This is a genomic window from Bradyrhizobium sp. SZCCHNR1093, assembly GCF_032381175.1.
Lineage (GTDB): Bacteria > Pseudomonadota > Alphaproteobacteria > Rhizobiales > Xanthobacteraceae > Bradyrhizobium.
Genome location: NZ_JAUHJJ010000001.1, coordinates 413,187 through 432,556, shown reverse-complemented (window position 1 = coordinate 432,556; position 19,370 = coordinate 413,187). Strand labels below are relative to the sequence as shown.

Below are 19,370 nucleotides of genomic sequence, written 5' to 3'. Positions count from 1 at the left end.
ATCAGTGGTGATTATATCCGTCGGTGTTTTCCGGCGGATTGCCTTCCTGCTTCGCCGTCACCCGCATGCCTTGGCGGAAGCCATAAGCGATCAGGCCGATCAGCAACATCGCACCGGGGATACCGAGCCAGTTGGGAAGGGTCATGACGCTTCCTCAGTCGTCATTCCGGGGCGGTCCGCCGGACCGAACCCGGAACTCGAGATTCCGGGGGCTTCTCTGCGAGGCGCCCCGGAATGACTGGGAGATAGTTACAGCAGCTTGCCCATCGCCACGGCGGTGTCGGCCATGCGGTTGGAGAAGCCCCACTCGTTGTCGTACCAGGACATCACGCGCACGAGGTTGCCGTTCATGACCTTGGTCTGGTCCATGTGGAACGTCGAGGAGTGCGGATCGTGGTTGAAGTCGATCGAGACGTTTGGCGCGGTGGTGTAGCCGAGGATGCCCTTGAGCTCCTGCTCGGACGCGCGCTTCATCGCCTCGTTGATCTCCTTCGGATCGGTGTTGCGCTTGGCGACGATCTTGAGATCCACCACCGAAACGTTCGGCGTCGGCACCCGGATCGCGACGCCGTCGAGCTTGCCCTTGAGCTCGGGCAGCACCAGGCCGATCGCCTTGGCCGCACCGGTCGAGGTCGGGATCATCGACATCGCCGCCGCGCGGCCGCGATAGAGATCCTTGTGCATGGTGTCCAGCGTCGGCTGGTCGCCGGTGTAGGCGTGGATCGTGGTCATGAAGCCGGTCTCGATGCCGACCGTGTCGTTCAAGACCTTGGCGATCGGGGCCAGGCAGTTGGTGGTGCAGGAGCCGTTGGAGACGACCAGGTGCTCCTTCGTCAGCGCGGTGTGGTTGACGCCGTAGACGATGGTGGCGTCGGCGCCGTCGGCCGGCGCGGAGACCAGCACGCGCTTGGCGCCGGCGGTCAGGTGCGCCGAGGCCTTGTCCTTTGAGGTGAAGATGCCGGTGCATTCCAGCGCGATGTCGACGCCGAGATCCTTCCAGGGCAGCTTCGACGGATCACGCTCGGCCGTCACCTTGATCTTGCCGTTGCCGATGTCGATGCTGTCACCGTCGACGGTCACGGTGTGGGGGAAGCGGCCGTGCACGCTGTCGAAGCGCAGCAAATGGGCATTGGTCTCGACCGGGCCGAGATCGTTGATGCCGACCACCACGATGTCCTTGCGGCCCGATTCCGCGATGGCACGCAGAACGTTGCGGCCGATGCGGCCAAACCCGTTGATCCCGACCCGGACTGCCATTTTCGTCTCCTTCAATGACGTTTCTCATCCCCGTCGGCAGCCTTCTCACGGGCCCCACGAGGGTTTTGGAACTGTTGCCGCCCGGTTCTGCCGGGCGGGAGCGGACGATATGGTCCTTTCGTAGTCCTTTTTTTGCGATCGCTCAACCGTCGCGAATCACGTTCGTGCGGCGCTCCTGATTTGGTGAACCGCCGCGCGGGGTCGAGCGGGCCTTTACGCCAGCCGCTGTACGGCCGCCGCGACAGCCGCCTCGGCGGTGATGCCGAAATGCTTGTAGAGCTCCTTGGCCGGGCCGCTTTCGCCGAACGAATGCATGCCGATGAAGATGCCGTCCTGGCCGATGACCGCGTCCCAGCCCCAGCGCACTGCGGCTTCGACGGCGATCTTGACCGGCGCGTTGCCGATGATCTTGGCCCTGGTCTCGGCCGGCTGCTCCAGCAGCAGCTCCAGAGACGGCACCGAGACGACGCGGGCTGGGATGCCACGCTCGGCGAGCTGCTTCTGCGCCGCCACCGCGATCTCGACCTCGGAGCCGGTCGCGAACAGCGACACCTTGGCCTCGCCTTGCGCGGCGACGAGCTCGTAGCCGCCCCGGCTGCACGGATTGTCCGACGGCGCTGAGGTGCGCAGCTGCGGCAGGTTCTGCCGCGTCAGCGCCAGCACGGTCGGACCGTTGGTGCGGTTCAGCGCCAGCTCCCAGCATTCGGCGGTCTCGACCGCATCGCACGGCCGGAACACCCGCATGTTGGGGATCGCGCGCAGCGCGGCCAGATGCTCGACCGGCTGGTGCGTCGGGCCGTCCTCGCCGAGGCCGATCGAATCATGCGTCAGCACGTAGACGACGCCGGCGCCCATCAGCGCCGACAGCCTGATAGCGCCGCGCGCATAGTCCGAGAACACCAGGAAGGTGGCGCCGTTGGGCGCGAAGCCGCCATGCAGGAAGATGCCGTTCATGCAGGCGGCCATGCCGTGCTCACGGATGCCGTAATGGATGAAGCGCCCCTTCGGCGTCTTGGCCGAGAACGAGACAGCCGACTTCGCCTTGTTGTTGTTGGAGCCGGTGAGGTCGGCCGAGCCGGCCACGAACTCGAACGGCATTGCGGCTGCGATCACCTCGATCGCGGCCTCCGACGATTTGCGGGTGGCGACGTTGAGCGGGGTCTCCAGCAGCGCCTTCTTGTGGTCCTTCAGCGCCTTCGCCAGCGCGGCGGGCCGCTCGTGGCGCAGCCGGCGCTCGAACTCGGCGCGCTTGCGCGGGCCCATCTCGCCAAGCCGGGTCTCCCATTCGCCGCGCGCAGCCGCGCCGCGGCGGCCGGCCTCGCGCCAGGCGGCGAGCACGTCGTCGGGCACCGAGAACGGCTCCTGCGAAATGCCGAGCTTCTCCTTGGCGCCCTTCAGCTCCTCTGCCCCGAGCGCCTCGCCATGCACCTTGGAGGTCCCGGCCTTGGTCGGCGCGCCGTAGCCGATCGTGGTCTTGCAGGCGATCAGCGACGGCTTCGACGACTTCTGCGCCCGCGCGATCGCGGCCGCAATGGCCTCGGGATCATGGCCGTCGATCAGCTCGGCGGCCCAGCCGCACGCCTTGAAGCGCTTCACCTGGTCGACCGAGTCGGCAATCGACAGCGGGCCGTCGATCGAGATGCCGTTGTCGTCCCACAGCACGATCAGCTTGTTGAGCTTCCAGTGCCCGGCCATCGCGATCGCTTCCTGGGAGATGCCCTCCATCAGGTCGCCGTCGGAGGCCAGCACATAGGTGTGGTGGTCGACGATCTTCTTGCCGTATTCGGCCTGCAGCATCTTCTCGGCCAGCGCCATGCCGACCGCCGTGGAGATGCCCTGGCCGAGCGGGCCGGTGGTGGTCTCGATGCCCTTGGTGCGGAAATTCTCCGGGTGGCCGGGGGTGAGCGAATCGACCTGGCGGAAGCGCTTGATCTGGTCGAGCGTCATCTCCTCGTTGCCGGTCAAGTACAACAGCGCATAGAGCAGCATCGAGCCGTGGCCGGCGGAGAGCACGAAGCGGTCGCGGTCCGGCCAGGCGGGCGCTGCGGCATCGTATTTCAGCACGCGGGTGAACAGCACGGTGGCGACGTCCGCCGCGCCCATCGGCAGGCCCGGATGGCCCGATTTGGCCTTCTCGACGGCGTCCATTGCGAGCCCGCGGATGGCGTTGGCCATGCGGGAATGATCGACATGCGTCATGCTGGAATCCGTCCAAACGTGAAATGCTGATGACAGGAGCGCCGCCGGTATTGCTGGCGGGCCGGGATTTTGCGGGCTGATTAGCACCTCGGTTCCGGGAATCAAAGGTTCTGCAACGCCGGGAACCTCCCAAAAGTTGCTTAGTAGTGCATAGTTTCGGCCGAGCGTTGCGCTTGGCTCGCCCAGCACGTAAGATTTTGCCCGTAACCGCTTGCCGGACAGCGCTTTTGTCGCATCCCGCTGGCTCCGAGGGCCTCGCATCCGTGCCATGAACGATCACCCTGCCAATCTTACCGGCCAGGTGGAACCCGGCGCCGCCGATCTCGAGGCGGCGACGCGGCGACTGATGACGGCCCTCGACGCGCTGGAGAGCGCGGTCGAGCGGCGGCGCGAGGCGGATCGTGACGAGGACGAGCTCGCCACGCGCATCCAGGCGCTCGGCGCCGACCGCTCGCGTCTCGCCGACGAGCTCGACGGCTCGTTGATGAAGACGCGACGGCTCGAGCGCACCAATCGCGAGATCGCCGAACGTCTGGACACCGCGATCGGCACCATCCGCACCGTGCTCGCTGGCGGCGACGGGCAGGACGCCGCTGAAGACGATGAGGACGAGGAATGAGCCACATCAACGTCACCATCAACGGCCGCCAATATCGCATGGCCTGCGAGGAAGGCCAGGAGCTCAGGCTGCTCAAGCTCGCCGAGAGTCTCGAGCAGCGCATCACCAATCTGCGCGGCAAGTTCGGCGAGATCGGCGACGCCCGGCTCACGGTGATGGCCGCGCTCACCGTGTGCGATGAGCTGATCGATGCCAATCAGCGCGTGCAGGTGCTGGAGCAGGAGCTCGAAGGCCTGCGCAACGTGCGCAACCAGTCCGCCGACCGCGCTCGTGCGACGCAGGTCGCGGTGGCGAAAGCGCTGAACGCCGCCGCCGAGCGCATCGAGCGCACCACGCAGGTGCTGAACCGCACGATCGGCGGTGGTGTGGCGATCGGGTGAGCGTGTATCGTGTCCGCCGGGCGTGACGACGACCTTCGCACTTTACTGCCACAGGTGCTCGCACGGCTCGCGCGCGATGAAGATCAATTGGACTGCGATATCGAAAAGTCCTTATTTGATGCCTTGTCGGATCTCGGCTGCGCTCCTTTTCTGACCGAAAAGCTCGTCGATTATATCCCATCGGCGTGCGGCCGCGCTTTTTTGCGTGAGGTTGGCGCCGTTCCCTCGGATCGCTACACCCGTCCTAATCTCGATGGAAGTCGTGGCCGGCCTCTTCGCTTTGCAGATGATCCGATTTGGATGATCGTCGAGGAGTTCGTTGAGACTTTGCGCACGTCGCCGGAGACGAGAAAGCAGTTCGCTCTGGCTGCACGACACAGCGCCGAAGTCGTTGTCCTCAACAAGGCTCTCAACGCGGGAATTAGACTAGAAGACATCAAGGGCAGTCGGGTAGCGACAGCGTTCATAGCACCCTTGCGTTTCGAGGTGCCCGGACATTCAGGGCGTGCCTCGCCATGGCGACGCTTGAAGCGGTGGCTGTCGAACGCCGGCGAGTGACAGGAGCCGACGCCGACGACGTCGCGCGAGCTGCCGTAGGGTGGGCAAAGGCGCGCCCGTGACGCTGCTGAGTCATACGCTGATGCCTCGCGCGCCGTGCCCACCGCGCTCACGCATGTCGGCGCCATTGCTGTCAGGCGGCGTCGCCGCGCAGACCGGCGCAGGCACAGCTCCTTCCATCTGCAACGGGATCGGCGACAACGGGGCAGGGGACCGGGAAGCGGCCTGCCTACGCGAGCTGCGCGGCCGGGTCACGCGCAAGGGCGAGCTGCTGACCATCCGGTTCGAAACCGGCAAGCGGCAGACATACAAGAATGATCAGACGGCGTGCCAGAATGACGATGCGCAGCATTGCGTCAGCTACGTCCTGTTGGGCTATCACGCGGAGGCGCGCGTCTATGCCATCGGCATTTCCTACTACGAAGGCTGGCCCTCGCTCAAAGACCCTCCAACAGCGTCGCGATTGTCTGCAGCGGGAAAGCCGCTGCCAAGCCGCCGATGCCGAGGCCGACGACGCCAAGGACAATGGCGCCGATCCAGCCATGATAGTGAAAGCCGACGGCTGCGCCGACGAAGGCTCCGGTCCCAAGCGTACAAATGGCCCAGAGCGTGTGAAGGATGAGTCCGATCGTCCTCAGCATGCGTGATCTCGCGTGTCAGCGGTCTCACCCGTCCCCCTCCGATTGGTCGCGCGGATACGCCGTTGTGCGGCAGCGAAGCCGATCACGTCATCGCGATGCGATCGTGTTGCGAGCGCTTGTCGTTCGCTACGGGCTGCCTTACTCCTTCCTGAAGCGGACTTGTCGAATCCTGCGAGACAAGCGGGATCGTCCGCATATCAGGGAGGTACACTTGAACAAGCTGATCCTCGCGGCAGCGGCCGTCGCGCTCACAACGATCATTGCGCCGGTCGCTGCCGCGCCCTTGCCGGAAGCCAAGCCCGACGAGGTCGGCTTCTCGCCGGCGGGTCTTGCACGCATGGATGATTTCTTCGCCCGCGAGATCGCCGCCAAGCGCGTGCCCGGCGCGGTCGTGGCGATCGCGCGTGACGGCAAGCTCGTGCATTACAAGGCCTACGGCCAGCTCGATCCGGTCAAGGGCACGCCGATGCCGCTCGACGCGATATTCGCCCTGGCCTCGATGACCAAGCCAATGACTGCGGTCGGCGGACTGATGCTGATGGAGCAGGGGAGGCTGCCGCTGCAGGCCAGGCTCGCCGACTACTATCCGGCCTTCGCCGACATGAAGGTCGGCGTCACCCAGGAGAACGGCGCGCTGCTGCTGGTGCCGCAGGCCCGCCCCATCCTGATCCATGATCTCTACCGCCACACCTCGGGCCTGATGTATGGCGGACGCCCCGACAGCTCGAGCGCGGTGGCGCGGCTCTATCCCGACGGCACCGCGCCCGCGATCGAAGGCGACACCCAGGCGTTCATCGAGCGCATCACCAAGCTGCCGCTGGCGCATCAGCCCGGCACGCAGTTCGAATACGGCTTCTCCATCGACGTGCTCGGCGCCGTGATCGAGAAGGTCAGCGAGCAGCGGCTCGGGGAATATCTTTCAACCAATGTCTGGAAGCCGCTCGGCATGGCCGATGCGACGTTCGCGCCGACCGACGCACAGCGCCCGCGGCTGGCGCATCCGTTTCCGAACAATCCGCTGACCGGCAAGCCGCAGGCGATCAAGCTCCTGGACACGCCGACGAAGTCGGACTGCGGCGGCGCCTGCTCGTTTGCCACCATCGGCGACTACGTCCGCTTCGGCCAGATGTTGCTCGATGGCGGCGAGCTCGACGGCGCGCGGATCCTGAGTCCGAAGACGGTGCACCACATGACCTCCAACCATCTCGGGCCCGAGATCAAGAACACCGTCGCCAATGTGGAGCCGCATCGCGCCGGATTCAGCTTCGGGCTCGGCGTCGCCGTGCGCGTCAGCGAGGGCCTGTCGGCGGTGCCCGGCAATCCCGGCGAGTTCAGCTGGAACGGCGCCTATGGCACGCAGTTCTTCTGCGATCCCAGGGAGCGTCTCGTCGTCGTGGTCGGCACGGCGGCGCCTGGGGACTTGCGCAAATATTATCGGGAGCAGGTGCAGGACATCGTCTATGGCGCGATGGTGAAATAGCGCATGCTCACGGTTCATCACCTCGGCAAGTCGCAGTCCGAACGTATCGTCTGGCTCTGCGAGGAGCTGGAAATTTCGTACGAACTGAAATGCTACACGCGCGACGCCCGGACGATGCTGGCGCCGCCCGAGTACAAGGCGCTGCATCCGATCGGCGCGGCGCCCGTGATCACCGACGGCGAGCTGGTGCTCGCCGAGTCCGGCGCGGTCGTCGAGTACATCATCGCCAAATACGGCCACGGTCGGTTGCGGCCCGGGCCGGACGATCCGAGCTTCGCGCCGTTCCTCTATTGGCTTCATTTCGCCAACGGCACCCTGCAGGCCGCGATGGGCCGGCTCATGATCCTCAACCGGCTCAATCTGCCGGACGAGAATCCCGTGCTCGGCGCTATCAGGGGGCGGCTCGACCGCGCCTTTGCAGCCGTCGAGACGCGCTGCGGCGAGGCGGACTATCTGGCAGGCGGCGCGCTTACCGCCGCCGACATCATGACGGTGTTTTCACTCACCACCATGCGCTACTTCCTGCCCTACGACCTCGCGCCGTTCCCGAACATCCGCGCCTACCTCGCGCGCATCGGCGCCCGCCCGGCCTATCAGCGCGCCATGGCCAAGGGGGACCCGGGCATGGCGTTGTTGTTGAGCTGATCCCGCTCAGCCTGCGTGCCACCACGCAATGACGTCATCCGGCGTAGAGGCGATCGCTGTGAGCCCGATCGCCTCACTTCCCCTGCCGCTTGCGGCTCCAGTCCAAGAACGAGCGATACAGCTCCTCCTTCTCCGCCTTCGACGTCGGCGCCTTGGCCTGCGATTCGAGAAAGGCCTCGAAGCGCTCCTGCTGCGACAGACTGCCGGTCGCGGCGGGCGGCAGGCCGACATTGGCCTCGTTCTTCATCCGCTCCAGCACGGCGTCGACATAGGGATAGCGCTGCCAGCCCGGCACCTGGGCCTCGAGATTGAGATCCTTCCAGCCCGGATGGAACGGCGGCTGCTGCAGCCGCGCGAGGTTGGTGAACAGCGCATCGACGAAGCGATTGACGCGGTCGGCGCGGTCGCTGCCCGGCTTCCAGTTGTAGACGGCCAGCACCGACGGCACGGCGATGGTTTCCACGGCGGTGTCAGGTGCGACCAGCCCCGGATAGGTGTCGGCCTTGATGCTGGTCGGATAGTAGAAATCCGAGAATTGCTGCGTGTACGGCACCGGCACGAAGTGGAATCCAGGATCCGCCTTCTTGCCGCTGAACAGCTCGCCGGGCTTGGAGGCGACATAGACCATCGCGGCGATCTCGCCCTTGTGCAGCTTCTCCAGCGCAACAGGACCACCGATGGCGACAGGCTCGATGTCGATGCCGAGGCGCCGGAAGATCAGCGGCCCCGTATGCGCGGCGGCAACGCCGGCCGTTCCAACCGCGATCTTCTGGCCCTTCAGATCCTGCAGCGACTTGAACTCCTCGCGCGCATAGATGTGCACGTCGGAGATGAAGAAGCGCAGCACGTAGCGGATGCGGTCGTTGATGTTGGAAAGGCCGGCCTGCTTGGCGTAGAAGTCGAACGCATCGGCGTAGGTGACGGCGACGTCGACGCCGCGCAGATACAGGAGATCGGCGATGTTCGAGGTGGTGCCGCGCGTCACCATCGGGATCAGGCGCATGTTGTCGCCATCGTCCATCGTCCGCGCCATCTCGCTGGCGAGGCGGACGAAGCCGCCGTCGGGCAGGCCCGCGGCCAGGCCGACGGTCCATTGGTTCATACGCGTCTTGATGGCGGCTTCATCCGAGGTGCTCCGTGGCTCGGGCGCGCGGGTCTCGGAGACCCGACGCTGGACGGCCCGCCGTTCGGACGCGCGCGCAGGCTTGATCGAGAGCGGAGCGGCGGACTGCTCTTGCGCCCGCACCGCGCCGACGGGGGTGAGCAAGGCAGCCGAAAGCGTTGCCAGCACCAGCAGCGCTGGCCGGGCGAGTACTCTGTGCATGTGACTAGTCCCCGATCGCGTCTGCTCGCCATTCCCCCGAGCAGACTGATGACACAGATCAATCCAAGATCGTATCTCAATGAGCCCTAAACCTGGCAGTTTTGGGGCAAAAACTACCTAAGGTTTCAGGTAGCTCCAGCCGCTCTCCTGCAATTCCATCAGCCTCACTGCGCCCGAGGGCACCAGGCTCGCTTCGGCGACGATCGCAATCGGATGTCCTTCGCGTTTCTCCATGCCGCGTTTGGTGATGTTGCAGGCGGAGAACCTGATCTTGGCGGTAAAGCTGAGCTCTGCGATCTGCTTGAGCCGGTCCTTCACCGGCGAGGTATCCTCGCGCAGCATGTTCAGCCCGGGTCCATAGGTGACGAGCTCGATCTCGACCTCCTCGCCCTTCTCCTTGAACGTCTCCATGATGTTGGTGACGTTGTTCAGCGCCAGATTCATGATCGCCGGATCGTTCTGATCGACCTGGATCGAGACGCGATGAATCTTGACGTCGGCGGCGAGGCTCGCGGCAGCCGACGCGATCAGCAGCGCGCAGGCGGCCGTGACAGTTTTGAGATCGAAGCGCATGCCAGGACTCCAATGTACGATACACGGCATTGGGATGTGGGCATGATCTGCCACAACCTCAGCCTCGACCGATGAGCCCCAATCGTGGCGACACTATGCGCTGCCGACACGGCGCTGCCGCGGGAGCGCCGTCATCGCCACGGCGTCATTGCGAGCGCAGCGAAGCAATCAAGACTGCATCTGCGGAGAGATCCTGGATTGCTTCGGCGCAAGGGCGCGCTAGTCCGGGACGACGGCGGAATGCTGGGCTGGCGGCACGCGAGCAGATGCACGTCGTAAACTGCATGACGGGCAATCCGCACATATCCATCATGCGCAAACTGCCCGTCGCGTTACGATGTCGCAGGCTGCGCGGCTTGTCACGTCGGGCAAATCAGGTCGATCTTTCCGCCCGTCCTGCTGCCGCATGAGGGGCGTTTCGCGACCGTCACGGACCGTTGGCAGTGGGATGCGATGGGCGTGAATTGCCGCAGCGTGAGCTACTTCACGCGGACGAACGGCGATGCACGTACGGTCAAGTCGCGTGGTCCTGACACCCCGATGCTGGTGTCCCGCGCAATGCGCGCAAGCGCGTTGTCGCGCATGGTGGCCAACAAGCCCGGCGCACCAAGGAGATCGCGAAGCAGCCGTTCAAACCGTCGCGCAGGGAAGGCCGGGTGTTTCCGGCTGCACCTGTGGTACCTGCCGCCTGCATTTTTTTGAGCAGGCGGGCCACGGGCGTCAGCCGACGCCCGGCCTTCCCTGTGCCCTCTGTCTTGAGGGGGGCGATCGAGATCAACAGCTCGGACGCAACGCGTCGCGAGGACGCGAGCCCATGCCATGTTCTGTTGTGTTGCCGCCGCCCCATCGCTGTCATCGCCGGCGCAGTGTGCGCCGCGGTCCCTCGATTTCGCCATCGCCGTCACGGCGTACTGCGCGCCCGGTCGGGCCGGGCGACGACGCCGAATGTTGGCAACCGTGTCGCGCCTCGACCCGCTTCCACCGCTGGCAAAATCATCCCGTGATGGTTACATTGCAACTGCGAGGCTGCGACGCGCGTCCGGAACCAACATATCCCCGGGGCCTTATCGATCCTTTAGGGAACTGTCCCTGGCCAGGTCTGTGGACCTGGACATATGGTGCCCACCTACTTTCGTAGGGAACTCCGGGATCGAGCGTTTCAACGGCGATTGCGGCTTCGCGCTTGTTTTCCGTCTCTCCTCTCCCCTTCGGTTGCCGACCTGCTGCGTTTCTGCAACGTTTGCGTGCCCGCGTCCGCCCGCCCGTCACGGAGGTCACGTCGCATGCCGATGAAGGCCGCTCAGCACACCAAGCAGCAGCTCCGAGCCGCAGCCCTTGTCGCGCGCGACGCGTTGAGCGACGAGACGCGGAGCGCGGCCGCGCAGGCGATCGCCGCGCGCGGGCTCCCCTTCGCATTCGAGCCCGGCACGGTCGTCTCCGGCTATGCGCCGGTCCGCAACGAGCTCGATCCGATGCCGTTGCTGCGTGAGCTGGCGGGGCAGGGGGCGCGGCTGGCGCTGCCGGTCGTGCTGGCGCGCGGCCATTCGCTCTCGTTCCGCGCCTTCGCGCCGGGCGACCGGCTGACGCTCGGGTCGCTCGGCATCCCCGAGCCGTCGCCGGCAGCCGCCGAGCTGGTGCCCGATGTGATGCTGGTGCCGCTCGCCGCCTTCGACCGCACCGGCCACCGCATCGGTTACGGCGGGGGCTACTACGACTACACCTTTTCGCACCTGCGGAAGATGCATCACGTCATCGGCGTCGGCCTCGGCTTCGCCATTCAGGAAACCGAGGCCATCCCGGCCTTGGCCCACGACGCGGCGCTGGATTATGTGCTAACCGAGCGCGAGACCTTGGATTTCCGGAGCAATTGAGTTGCGAATTCTCTTCGTCGGCGACGTCGTCGGCCGGGCCGGCCGCAGCGCCGTCTCGGACCACCTTCCAGGCTTGATCCGCGATTGGGCGCTCGATCTCGTCATCGTCAATGGCGAGAACGCGGCCGGCGGATTCGGCATCACCGAGGCGATCTATCAGGAGCTCGTCGATGCCGGCGCCGACGCGGTCACGCTCGGCAACCACTCCTGGGATCAGCGCGAGGCACTGGTGTTCATCGAGCGCGCGCCGCGCCTGGTGCGCCCTGCGAACTATCCGGCAGGCACGCCCGGCCGTGGCGCCGCGCTGATCGACGCCAAGAACGGCGCCCGCGCGCTGGTGGTCAACGTGCTCGGGCGCGTGTTCATGACGCCGTTCGACGATCCGTTCGCGGCGGTCGGCCGCGAGCTCGGCGCCTGTCCGCTGCGAGAGGCGGCGGATGCGATCGTGGTCGACGTGCATTGCGAGGCCTCCAGCGAGAAGCAGGGCCTGGGCTATTTTTGCGACGGCCGCGCCAGCCTTGTCGTCGGCACCCATACGCATGTGCCGACGGCCGATCACCGGATCCTGCCCGGCGGCACCGCCTACATGACCGATGCCGGCATGACCGGCGATTATGACTCCATCATCGGCATGCAGAAGGACGAGCCGCTGCGCCGCTTCCAGTCGGGCATCCCGTCGGCGCGCTTCGAGCCGGCCTCCGGCGAGGCGACGTTGAGCGGCGTGGCGGTCGAGACCGACAACGGCACCGGGCTTGCGATCAAGGTCGCGCCGGTGCGCATCGGCGGCCGGCTGTCGCCGACGAGGCCGGCGTTCTGGGGAGGATGAGAGCCTGCGTCAGGCCTTGAGGCGAAAACCCATCCGGAACGCGCCCCAATGCCGGCCCTTGATGACAATCGGCGCGGACAGGTCCTTCATCAGCACGAACTGCCCGCCGCCCATGTCGCGGCGGTAGGTCTGGAGCAGAAACGGCTTGTTGCTGGCGGCGGCCACCTTCTTCACCGCGCGGTCGTCGAACAGCCGGCGGTTGCGGCAGTTGGCGTTGTTCCAGACCGGATCGGGCCCCTGCGGCTTGCGGTAGTTCGGATTGTGCGTCGGCAGATAGCCGCCGCGCGCCCAGGCGACGCAGAACACGATGCGCGGGTCGCTGCCCTGGATCGGGTCCTGGATTGCCGGCAGGACGCGGTCGGTGAACTCGACGTAGCGCGTCATGTACTGCTTGGGATTGGTGCCGGGGATCTCGCGATAGCTCTCGTCCATCAGGTCGGCGAGCGTGATCTCGCCGCGGTCGATCGCCCCCTCGAAGGTCGCCGAGATCTGCCGGGCGGTGTCGACGACGGTCCTGATCAGCGGCGCGTCCGTGGTCTGTACGCCGCTCTCGGCGATCAGCCCGATCAGCGCCTCGGAATGATCGAGCAGCTTGGCGATCCGGCTGTCGGCTTGTTTGAGCTCGACCGAGGACTGGTCGACGCCCTTGGCGAGCTCGTTGAGCTCGCTGATCACGGCGTCGCAATGCGCGAGGTTGGAGGTCGCGGCCTTCGCCACGCCGTCGATCTCCTGGCCGACGCTGGTGAAGCCGTCCTGGACGCGGACGATGATGCCGCCGATCTGCTGGGCGCCTTCACCCGCCGTCTTGGCGCGCGACGAGGCTTGGCCGCTCTCGCCGAGCAGGCTCTTCACCTGCGAGTCGAGCCCGCGCAGGGTGTCGCCGATCTGCTGCGTGGCCTGGCGAGTCGCCTCGGCGAGCGACTTCACCTCGCTGGCGACGACAGCGAAGCCCCGGCCGGCGCTGCCGGCACGGGCGGCCTCGATGGTGGCGTTCAGCGCCAGCAGGTTGGTCTGCTTGGCGATCGCCTCGATCGCGACCGAGACCTTGGCGACCTGCGACAGCGCATCGCCGACCGAGCCGAGCCGCTGCTCGATCCGCTCCACGGAGTCGACCAATTCGGCGATGTGCCGCACCGCGGTGTCGACCACGTTGCGCGACTGGGCGATGTCGCCCACTGCGGCGGTCGTGGCCGATTGCACCGCCTGCGAGGCGGTGGCGATGTCGTGATTGGCCGCGACCATGGTCTTGGCGGTGGCCTGCAGATGCCCGAACCGCTGCGACTGGTAGCTGACGCGAGCGGCGACCTCCTGGACGTTGCCGGCGACGTCGGCAAGCTCGACGCCAAGGCCGCCGATGCGGTCGGCGATCTCGTCGATCAGCCGCTCGGCGCCGGTGCGCGCGTCGTGACTTTCCAGAATGGCGCGTTGCGCGACCGACATGTCCAGGCTCCAGGGCTTGAAAGGATCAGAAAATCACCGCTCGACTCACAATTTGTAGGCGGTGCGGAAGCCGCCCCAGTGCCGGCCGCGGACCCGGATCGGCACGTCGATTTCGCGCATCATGACGGTATTGCCATTGCCCATGTCGCGCGCGTAGCTCTGGATCAGATAGGGCCGCTGGTTGCGGCCGGCGGCGAGCCCGGCCGGATCGTTGAAGATGCGGCGGTTGCGGCTGTTGGCGGTGTTGAAGGCTGCGTCGCCCGGCCGCTGCGGATGCGAATAGATCCGGTTGTGCACCGGCAGATAGCCGTTGCGATCGATCGCGACGCAGAACGCCATGCGCTGGTCCTTGACGAGGAAGGCCTCCTGGAACGAAGGCAGCACGCGCTCGGCCCAGTCGAGAATCCGGCTGCGGTGCTGCTGCGGATTGGTGCCGGGGATCTCGACATAGTTGGTATCGAACATGTCCTCGAGCGTGATCTCGCCGCGCGCGACGGCGCTTTCGAACATCCGGTTCAGCTCGGTGCCGGCTTCCATGGCGCGGGTGACGAACTCATTGTTCTCCTCGTGCAGCGCCCAGAGCTTGTCCTCGATCTTCTCGCGCAGCTCGGCATTGGGCGCATCGAACCGCGCCTGGGCGCCGGCCTTCACCTGCTCGGTGACGCGCAGGCGGCACGGGCCGACGTCCTCCAGCACGGCGTCGAACCCCTCGTTCACGGCGAGACGGCTCGCGTCGGGGCCGGTGATCAGCACGCCGTCGTTGGCAATCTCGTAGACCGCGGCCGTGATCGTGCGGGCGCCGGATTTGATCTCGAGCTTGAGATGGCAAGGCAGGCGCTCGCTGCCGCTGCGCACGGGCCGATCGCCCTGGCGCAGCAGCACGGCACAGCGCGCCTTCAGCTTCTGGGCGTACATGGTTACGGCGCGCCCGGCGTTCGTGACGCGCTCGCCATAGCTCTCGGCCTGCTGGGTGGCGCTGCTGATGTCAGCGGCGCTGTCGACCACCGAGGATATGAACTGCGAGGCCTGCGCCGCATTGTTCGACATCTCGCCGGTGGTCTGGTTCTGCTCGGCGACGGCGCCGTTGACGTTGGTGAAGACCGGGCGGATCGCCTCGATCGCCTGGGCGATGCGGTGGACGGCGTCGGCCGAGCCGGCGGCGTCCTTCTGCAGTGCCTCGATCTTGCGGGTGATCTCCTCGGTCGCGTTCTGGGTCTGGACGGCAAGCGCCTTGACCTCGGTCGCCACCACCGCGAAGCCGCGGCCGGCGTCGCCGGCGCGAGCGGCCTCGATGGTCGAGTTGAGCGCGAGCAGGGTTGTCTGGCGCGCGATCTGGGAGATCAGGTTGACGACGTTGCCGATCGCCGCCGAGGACTCGCGCAGGCGGTCGACGTTGGCCCGGGCTTCCGTGGCGGCGGCGCTGGCCTGGTCGGCGAGCTGGCCGCCGTCCTGGACCTGGGCACGGATACCGTGGGCGGACTGGGTCACCTTCTCTGCGGCGTGGGCGAACGTCGCCGCCGTTCCTTGCGCGGCGCTGCTGCGGCCGCTCAGCGAATCGGCGCGCTGGCGAATGTCCGTCAGCGTCCCCGCCGTCGCCTCGGCGCCGCTGGCGACCGCATCGGCGGCGCGCTCGAGCTGGCGAATCATGCCGCCGAGTTCCAGCTCCAGCAGGTCGAGGATGGCCTTGGCCGAATCGGCATCCGACGACGCCGGCGGCTCCGGCGCGGCCACCGGTTTCGGTTCAGCCACCGGATCGGGCGCAGAGGGTCGTCTTGCAAGGAAACCAAACGCCATGGGGCGGCCCCGGTGCGGTGAAAAGGTGCAGAGGGGCGGCATCGTTGCACTTGACTGTGAAGCCGTGGTTAACATTTGGCTTATGGTGCAGGGCAGCCAACCGGCTCTTCGAAGGGGGCGGCCACCCTGAATCCACCTCAAATCTTTGATTTTGACGATTCCCGGCCTATAAGGCCGCGCTTCCCCCACCTGATCCCTACGATTTCAAGAGACCTCGCATGGCCGGCCATTCCCAATTCAAGAACATCATGCATCGCAAGGGCCGGCAGGATGCGATGAAGTCCAAGCTGTTCGGCAAGCTGGCGCGCGAAATCACCGTCGCCGCCAAGCTCGGCACGCCGGACCCGGCGATGAACCCGCGGCTGCGGGCCGCCGTGGTCGCCGCCCGGGCCGAGAACATGCCCAAGGACAACATCGAGCGCGCCATCAAGAAGGCGCTCGGCGGCGAAGGCGACAATTACGACGAGATCCGCTACGAGGGCTATGGCCCGGGCGGCGTCGCCGTCATCGTCGAGGCGCTGACCGACAACCGCAACCGCGCCGCCTCCGACATCCGCTCCTACTTCACCAAATCCGGCGGCAATCTCGGCGAGACCGGCTCGGTGTCGTTCATGTTCGACCGCGTCGGCATCATCGAATACGACCGCAGCGTCGCCTCGGATGACGCGGTGCTGGACGCCGCCATCGAGGCTGGCGCCGACGACGTGATCTCGGGCGAGGGGGGGCACGAGATCTATGCCTCGCCGGAGAGCCTGCGCGAGGTCGCCAAGAATCTCGAGGCCAAGTTCGGCGAGCCGCGCAAGGCGGCGCTGACCTGGAAGCCGCAGAACACCGTGGCGGTCGACGACGAGACCGCCGAGAAGCTGCTGAAGCTGATGGATCTGCTGAACGAGCACGACGACGTCCAGAACGTCTATGCCAATTTCGAGATCTCGGACGCGCTGATGGCGAAGATGGGCGGTTGACGGACGCTTAACCACGTCGTTCGTCCGTTCCGTTTATGTTTCCATCGGTGTGGCGCAAGGCTATCTCTATCCCATGAAAGCCCAGCCGATTCGCGCAGCCGTCCGTATCATTGGGATCGATCCCGGCCTCCGCCGCACCGGCTGGGGGGTGATCGAGAGCGAGGGCAACCGGCTGATCTATGTCGGTTGCGGCTCGGTGGAGCCGCCCGACGACCTGCCGCTGGCGAGCCGGCTGCTGGCGATCCACGAGGGGCTTTCCGCGGTGCTTGGCCGCTACACCCCGATGGAAGCTGCGGTCGAGCAGACCTTCGTCAACAAGGATGGTGTTGCGACCCTGAAGCTCGGCCAGGCCCGCGGCATCGCCATGCTGGCGCCGGCCATGTTCGGGATTTCGGTCGCCGAATACGCCCCCAACCAGGTCAAGAAGACCGTGGTCGGCGCCGGCCATGCCGACAAGGGCCAGATCGCGGTGATGCTGAAGATCCTGCTGCCCAAGGCCGAGCCGCCGTCGGCCGACGCGGCGGACGCGCTCGCCATCGCCATCACCCACGCCCATCACCGCCAGGGCCAGGCGCTGCGCATGAAGGTGGCGGGGCTATGATCGGCAAGCTCAAGGGGCTGATCGATTCCTACGCTGAGGATTTCGTCATCCTCGACGTCGGCGGCGTCGGCTATCAGGTGCACTGCTCGGCGCGGACGTTGCAGGCCTTGCCGTCGCCGGGTGAAGCCGCCACATTGTCGATCGAGACCTATGTGCGCGAGGACCAGATCAAGCTGTTCGGTTTTCGCTCGGATGTCGAACGGGAATGGTTTCGCCTTTTGCAGACGGTGCAGGGCGTCGGCGCCAAGGTCGCCCTCGCCGTGCTCGGCACGTTGCCGCCGGCCGATCTCGCCAACGCCATCGCGCTGCGCGACAAGGCGGCGGTGGCGCGCACGCCGGGCGTCGGCCCCAAGGTCGCCGAGCGCATCGTGACCGAGCTGAAGGACAAGGCGCCGGCCTTCGCCGATGTCGATCCCGGCGTGGTCAGGCTGTCCGGTGCGATCGAGGAGCAGCGCGCGCCGCGGCCCATCGCGGATGCCATCTCCGCGCTCATCAATCTCGGCTATGGCCAGCCGCAGGCGGCCGCCGCGATCGCGGCCGCATCTCGCGCGGCCGGCGACAAGGCCGAGACCGCGCAACTCATTCGCCTCGGTCTCAAGGAGCTGGCGAAATAGGCTATCGTCGCCCGGCCGGGCGAGCAGAAGGACAATCGTTTCCCCCATGGTGAGCAAGAAGGACAAGGAGCTGATCGAGGCGGCGGCGTCAGCGGTGAAGAGCCGCTACCGCAACGACTGGCAGGAGGTCGGCGCGGCCGTGCGCACCCGCGACGGCCGCATCATCACCGGCGTCAACATCGACGCCTATCTCGGCCGCAACGCCGTCTGCGCCGAGGCGATCGCGATCGGCCGCGCCATCACCGAGCACGGCGATCACGGCATCGAGACCATCGTCGCGGTGCGTCATCCCAAGCCGGGTGAGCCGGGCGAGGTCGCCGTGGTCTCGCCCTGCGGCACCTGCCGCGAGCTGATCCATGACTACGATGCGAAGGCGCGCGTCATCGTGCCGTCGAACGGTAAGGGGCCTGCGGCGGTGACGATCGGCGAGCTGCTGCCGAACAAATACAGGCGCGGCAACGAATGAAGCCGCCTGCGCGCATGGTCAGTCCGGAGCGGCGCTCCGACGATGTCGGTGACACCGCGCTGCGTCCGCAGCAGCTCTCCGAGTTCGTCGGCCAGCAGCAGGCGCGTGCCAATCTGTCGATCTTCATCGAGGCGGCGCGCAAGCGCGGCGAGGCGCTCGACCATGTGCTGTTCGTCGGTCCTCCTGGTCTTGGCAAAACCACCTTGGCCCAGATCGTCGCGCGCGAGCTCGGCGTCGGCTTCCGCGCCACATCGGGCCCGGTCATCGCCAAGGCCGGCGATCTGGCGGCGCTGTTGACGAACCTCGAAGAGCGCGACGTGTTGTTCATCGACGAGATCCATCGTCTCAGCCCGGCGGTCGAGGAGGTGCTCTATCCTGCGATGGAGGATTTTCAGCTCGACCTCATCATCGGCGAGGGACCGGCGGCCCGCTCGGTGAAGATCGACTTGTCGAAGTTCACGCTGGTCGGCGCGACGACGCGCGCAGGCCTGCTGACAAATCCGCTGCGTGATCGTTTCGGCATCCCGATCCGGCTGAACTTCTACACGGTCGAGGAGCTGGAGGGCATCGTGACGCGCGGTGCCCGCGTGCTCGGCGTTGGCATGACCGCCGACGGCGCCAACGAGATCGCGCGCCGCGCCCGCGGCACCCCGCGGATCGCCGGCCGGCTCTTGCGCCGGGTGCGTGACTTCGCCTCGGCGGCGAATGCCAGCGCGATCGATCGCGCCATCGCTGATCATGCCTTGAGCGCGCTGGAGGTCGATGCCGCCGGGCTCGATGCAATGGACCGGCGCTATCTCTCGACCATCGCCCTGAACTACGGCGGCGGGCCGGTCGGCGTCGAGACCATGGCGGCGGCGCTGTCGGAGCCGCGCGACGCGATCGAGGACATCATCGAGCCCTATCTGATCCAGTGCGGCTATCTGCAGCGCACGCCGCGCGGCCGGCTGTTGACCTCGCATGCGTTCCGGCATCTCGGCATGTCCGAGCCGAACCGCGATCCCAGCCAGTTCGGCCTGTTCGGCAGTGAGGACGATGCTTAACGAATCTGCTGACAATCTGCACGGACGCACCCGAAATCGGTTGCAATGATCGAAGAAGGATTGCGTGCGAGGAG

General features: G+C 66.4%; 21 protein-coding genes and 1 other RNA gene. 13 read left to right on the top strand and 9 right to left on the bottom strand.

All coding sequences use genetic code 11. The features are described 5' to 3' along the window. Position 1: 1 nt before the first annotated feature. The 3 genes from QX070_RS02135 to tkt all read right to left on the bottom strand — a co-directional run bounded on the left by QX070_RS02135 (position 2) and on the right by tkt (position 3,456). On the bottom strand, positions 2 to 145 hold the full coding sequence (locus tag QX070_RS02135) for a hypothetical protein (protein WP_315734412.1): 144 nt from the start codon (positions 143 to 145) through the stop codon (positions 2 to 4). Positions 146 to 249: 104 nt separating this feature from the next. Continuing rightward, positions 250 to 1,257, bottom strand: coding sequence for a type I glyceraldehyde-3-phosphate dehydrogenase (gene gap, locus QX070_RS02130; protein ID WP_315734410.1), 1,008 nt, complete (start codon positions 1,255 to 1,257; stop codon positions 250 to 252). Between the two features lie 213 nt (positions 1,258 to 1,470). Next, positions 1,471 to 3,456 carry a transketolase gene (gene tkt / locus QX070_RS02125; RefSeq protein WP_315734408.1) on the bottom strand — a complete coding sequence of 662 codons (1,986 nt, stop codon included), beginning with the start codon at positions 3,454 to 3,456 and terminating at the stop codon, positions 1,471 to 1,473. A gap of 268 nt (positions 3,457 to 3,724) precedes the next feature. Here tkt and QX070_RS02120 point away from each other — a divergent pair, with 268 nt between their 5' ends. From QX070_RS02120 to QX070_RS02110, 3 genes are read left to right on the top strand one after another with little or no spacing between them, the layout of a single operon-like run. Continuing rightward, positions 3,725 to 4,075, top strand: coding sequence for a DUF4164 domain-containing protein (locus QX070_RS02120; RefSeq protein ID WP_315734406.1), 351 nt, complete (start codon positions 3,725 to 3,727; stop codon positions 4,073 to 4,075). After that, a complete protein-coding gene (locus tag QX070_RS02115; protein WP_315734404.1) occupies positions 4,072 to 4,455 on the top strand; it encodes a cell division protein ZapA in 384 nt (127 codons plus the stop codon). The genes QX070_RS02120 and QX070_RS02115 overlap by 4 nt, the downstream gene beginning before the upstream one ends. Positions 4,456 to 4,464: 9 nt before the next feature. Continuing rightward, positions 4,465 to 5,013 carry a hypothetical protein gene (locus tag QX070_RS02110; protein WP_315734402.1) on the top strand — a complete coding sequence of 183 codons (549 nt, stop codon included), beginning with the start codon at positions 4,465 to 4,467 and terminating at the stop codon, positions 5,011 to 5,013. 229 nt (positions 5,014 to 5,242) lie between these two features. On the opposite strand, the gene QX070_RS02105 is transcribed toward QX070_RS02110, so the two are convergent. Next, entirely contained in the window at positions 5,243 to 5,365 is a 123-nt protein-coding gene (locus tag QX070_RS02105; protein WP_315734399.1) for a hypothetical protein, read from the bottom strand. Positions 5,366 to 5,450: 85 nt separating this feature from the next. Continuing rightward, positions 5,451 to 5,654, bottom strand: coding sequence for a hypothetical protein (locus QX070_RS02100; protein ID WP_315734396.1), 204 nt, complete (start codon positions 5,652 to 5,654; stop codon positions 5,451 to 5,453). Between the two features lie 211 nt (positions 5,655 to 5,865). On the opposite strand from QX070_RS02100, the gene QX070_RS02095 reads away from it, so the two are divergent. Continuing rightward, positions 5,866 to 7,134 carry a serine hydrolase domain-containing protein gene (locus QX070_RS02095; protein WP_409999149.1) on the top strand — a complete coding sequence of 423 codons (1,269 nt, stop codon included), beginning with the start codon at positions 5,866 to 5,868 and terminating at the stop codon, positions 7,132 to 7,134. A 3-nt stretch (positions 7,135 to 7,137) separates the two neighbouring features. Continuing rightward, positions 7,138 to 7,779, top strand: a complete 642-nt coding sequence (locus tag QX070_RS02090) for a glutathione S-transferase family protein (protein WP_315734394.1) — start codon at positions 7,138 to 7,140, stop codon at positions 7,777 to 7,779. Positions 7,780 to 7,852: 73 nt separating this feature from the next. Here the strand turns inward: QX070_RS02090 and QX070_RS02085 are convergent, their stop codons facing one another. Together QX070_RS02085 and QX070_RS02080 are read right to left on the bottom strand one after the other, a co-directional pair. Continuing rightward, positions 7,853 to 9,103 carry a TAXI family TRAP transporter solute-binding subunit gene (locus QX070_RS02085; protein ID WP_315734392.1) on the bottom strand — a complete coding sequence of 417 codons (1,251 nt, stop codon included), beginning with the start codon at positions 9,101 to 9,103 and terminating at the stop codon, positions 7,853 to 7,855. Positions 9,104 to 9,220: 117 nt separating this feature from the next. After that, a complete protein-coding gene (locus QX070_RS02080; RefSeq protein ID WP_315734390.1) occupies positions 9,221 to 9,676 on the bottom strand; it encodes a DsrE family protein in 456 nt (151 codons plus the stop codon). A gap of 1,020 nt (positions 9,677 to 10,696) precedes the next feature. On the opposite strand from QX070_RS02080, the gene ssrS reads away from it, so the two are divergent. The 3 genes from ssrS to QX070_RS02065 all read left to right on the top strand — a co-directional run bounded on the left by ssrS (position 10,697) and on the right by QX070_RS02065 (position 12,373). Next, positions 10,697 to 10,858, top strand: a non-coding RNA gene (ssrS, locus tag QX070_RS02075) — 6S RNA. A gap of 107 nt (positions 10,859 to 10,965) precedes the next feature. Next, on the top strand, positions 10,966 to 11,547 hold the full coding sequence (locus QX070_RS02070) for a 5-formyltetrahydrofolate cyclo-ligase (protein WP_315735678.1): 582 nt from the start codon (positions 10,966 to 10,968) through the stop codon (positions 11,545 to 11,547). Position 11,548: 1 nt separating this feature from the next. Continuing rightward, the gene (locus QX070_RS02065; protein ID WP_315734388.1) at positions 11,549 to 12,373 is read left to right on the top strand and encodes a TIGR00282 family metallophosphoesterase; all 825 of its coding nucleotides are present in this window, start codon (positions 11,549 to 11,551) and stop codon (positions 12,371 to 12,373) included. Between the two features lie 9 nt (positions 12,374 to 12,382). Here QX070_RS02065 and QX070_RS02060 read toward each other — a convergent pair whose 3' ends face one another. Next, positions 12,383 to 13,813 (bottom strand): methyl-accepting chemotaxis protein, encoded by a 1,431-nt coding sequence (locus QX070_RS02060; protein WP_315734386.1) that lies wholly within the window; start codon positions 13,811 to 13,813, stop codon positions 12,383 to 12,385. 45 nt (positions 13,814 to 13,858) lie between these two features. After that, on the bottom strand, positions 13,859 to 15,607 hold the full coding sequence (locus QX070_RS02055) for a methyl-accepting chemotaxis protein (protein WP_315734383.1): 1,749 nt from the start codon (positions 15,605 to 15,607) through the stop codon (positions 13,859 to 13,861). Between the two features lie 218 nt (positions 15,608 to 15,825). Here QX070_RS02055 and QX070_RS02050 point away from each other — a divergent pair, with 218 nt between their 5' ends. The 5 genes from QX070_RS02050 (at position 15,826) to ruvB (ending at position 19,296) form a co-directional block, all read left to right on the top strand. Further along, the gene (locus QX070_RS02050) at positions 15,826 to 16,572 is read left to right on the top strand and encodes a YebC/PmpR family DNA-binding transcriptional regulator (RefSeq protein WP_315734381.1); all 747 of its coding nucleotides are present in this window, start codon (positions 15,826 to 15,828) and stop codon (positions 16,570 to 16,572) included. Between the two features lie 73 nt (positions 16,573 to 16,645). Continuing rightward, positions 16,646 to 17,173: a crossover junction endodeoxyribonuclease RuvC gene (gene ruvC / locus QX070_RS02045; RefSeq protein WP_315734379.1), complete on the top strand. Its 528-nt coding sequence runs from the start codon at positions 16,646 to 16,648 to the stop codon at positions 17,171 to 17,173. After that, positions 17,170 to 17,787, top strand: coding sequence for a Holliday junction branch migration protein RuvA (gene ruvA, locus QX070_RS02040; RefSeq protein ID WP_315734377.1), 618 nt, complete (start codon positions 17,170 to 17,172; stop codon positions 17,785 to 17,787). Before ruvC ends, ruvA begins: the two co-directional genes overlap by 4 nt. A 46-nt stretch (positions 17,788 to 17,833) precedes the next feature. Beyond that, on the top strand, positions 17,834 to 18,253 hold the full coding sequence (locus QX070_RS02035; protein WP_315734375.1) for a cytidine deaminase: 420 nt from the start codon (positions 17,834 to 17,836) through the stop codon (positions 18,251 to 18,253). After that, positions 18,250 to 19,296 (top strand): Holliday junction branch migration DNA helicase RuvB, encoded by a 1,047-nt coding sequence (gene ruvB, locus QX070_RS02030; protein WP_315734373.1) that lies wholly within the window; start codon positions 18,250 to 18,252, stop codon positions 19,294 to 19,296. Before QX070_RS02035 ends, ruvB begins: the two co-directional genes overlap by 4 nt. Positions 19,297 to 19,370 lie beyond the last annotated feature (74 nt).

Bases quoted from the DNA above. Each gene is read 5' to 3' on its own strand.
- QX070_RS02060 (WP_315734386.1), bottom strand. From the start codon at position 13,813: ATGTCGGTCGCGCAACGCGCCATTCTGGAAAGTCACGACGCGCGCACC.
- QX070_RS02070 (WP_315735678.1), top strand. From the start codon at position 10,966: ATGAAGGCCGCTCAGCACACCAAGCAGCAGCTCCGAGCCGCAGCCCTT.
- QX070_RS02090 (WP_315734394.1), top strand. From the start codon at position 7,138: ATGCTCACGGTTCATCACCTCGGCAAGTCGCAGTCCGAACGTATCGTC.
- ruvB (WP_315734373.1), top strand. From the start codon at position 18,250: ATGAAGCCGCCTGCGCGCATGGTCAGTCCGGAGCGGCGCTCCGACGAT.
- tkt (WP_315734408.1), bottom strand. From the start codon at position 3,456: ATGACGCATGTCGATCATTCCCGCATGGCCAACGCCATCCGCGGGCTC.
- QX070_RS02120 (WP_315734406.1), top strand. From the start codon at position 3,725: ATGAACGATCACCCTGCCAATCTTACCGGCCAGGTGGAACCCGGCGCC.
- QX070_RS02055 (WP_315734383.1), bottom strand. From the start codon at position 15,607: ATGGCGTTTGGTTTCCTTGCAAGACGACCCTCTGCGCCCGATCCGGTG.
- QX070_RS02100 (WP_315734396.1), bottom strand. From the start codon at position 5,654: ATGCTGAGGACGATCGGACTCATCCTTCACACGCTCTGGGCCATTTGT.
- QX070_RS02080 (WP_315734390.1), bottom strand. From the start codon at position 9,676: ATGCGCTTCGATCTCAAAACTGTCACGGCCGCCTGCGCGCTGCTGATC.
- ruvA (WP_315734377.1), top strand. From the start codon at position 17,170: ATGATCGGCAAGCTCAAGGGGCTGATCGATTCCTACGCTGAGGATTTC.
- QX070_RS02105 (WP_315734399.1), bottom strand. From the start codon at position 5,365: ATGCTGCGCATCGTCATTCTGGCACGCCGTCTGATCATTCTTGTATGT.
- QX070_RS02135 (WP_315734412.1), bottom strand. From the start codon at position 145: ATGACCCTTCCCAACTGGCTCGGTATCCCCGGTGCGATGTTGCTGATC.
- QX070_RS02035 (WP_315734375.1), top strand. From the start codon at position 17,834: ATGGTGAGCAAGAAGGACAAGGAGCTGATCGAGGCGGCGGCGTCAGCG.
- QX070_RS02050 (WP_315734381.1), top strand. From the start codon at position 15,826: ATGGCCGGCCATTCCCAATTCAAGAACATCATGCATCGCAAGGGCCGG.
- QX070_RS02085 (WP_315734392.1), bottom strand. From the start codon at position 9,103: ATGCACAGAGTACTCGCCCGGCCAGCGCTGCTGGTGCTGGCAACGCTT.
- ruvC (WP_315734379.1), top strand. From the start codon at position 16,646: ATGAAAGCCCAGCCGATTCGCGCAGCCGTCCGTATCATTGGGATCGAT.
- gap (WP_315734410.1), bottom strand. From the start codon at position 1,257: ATGGCAGTCCGGGTCGGGATCAACGGGTTTGGCCGCATCGGCCGCAAC.
- QX070_RS02115 (WP_315734404.1), top strand. From the start codon at position 4,072: ATGAGCCACATCAACGTCACCATCAACGGCCGCCAATATCGCATGGCC.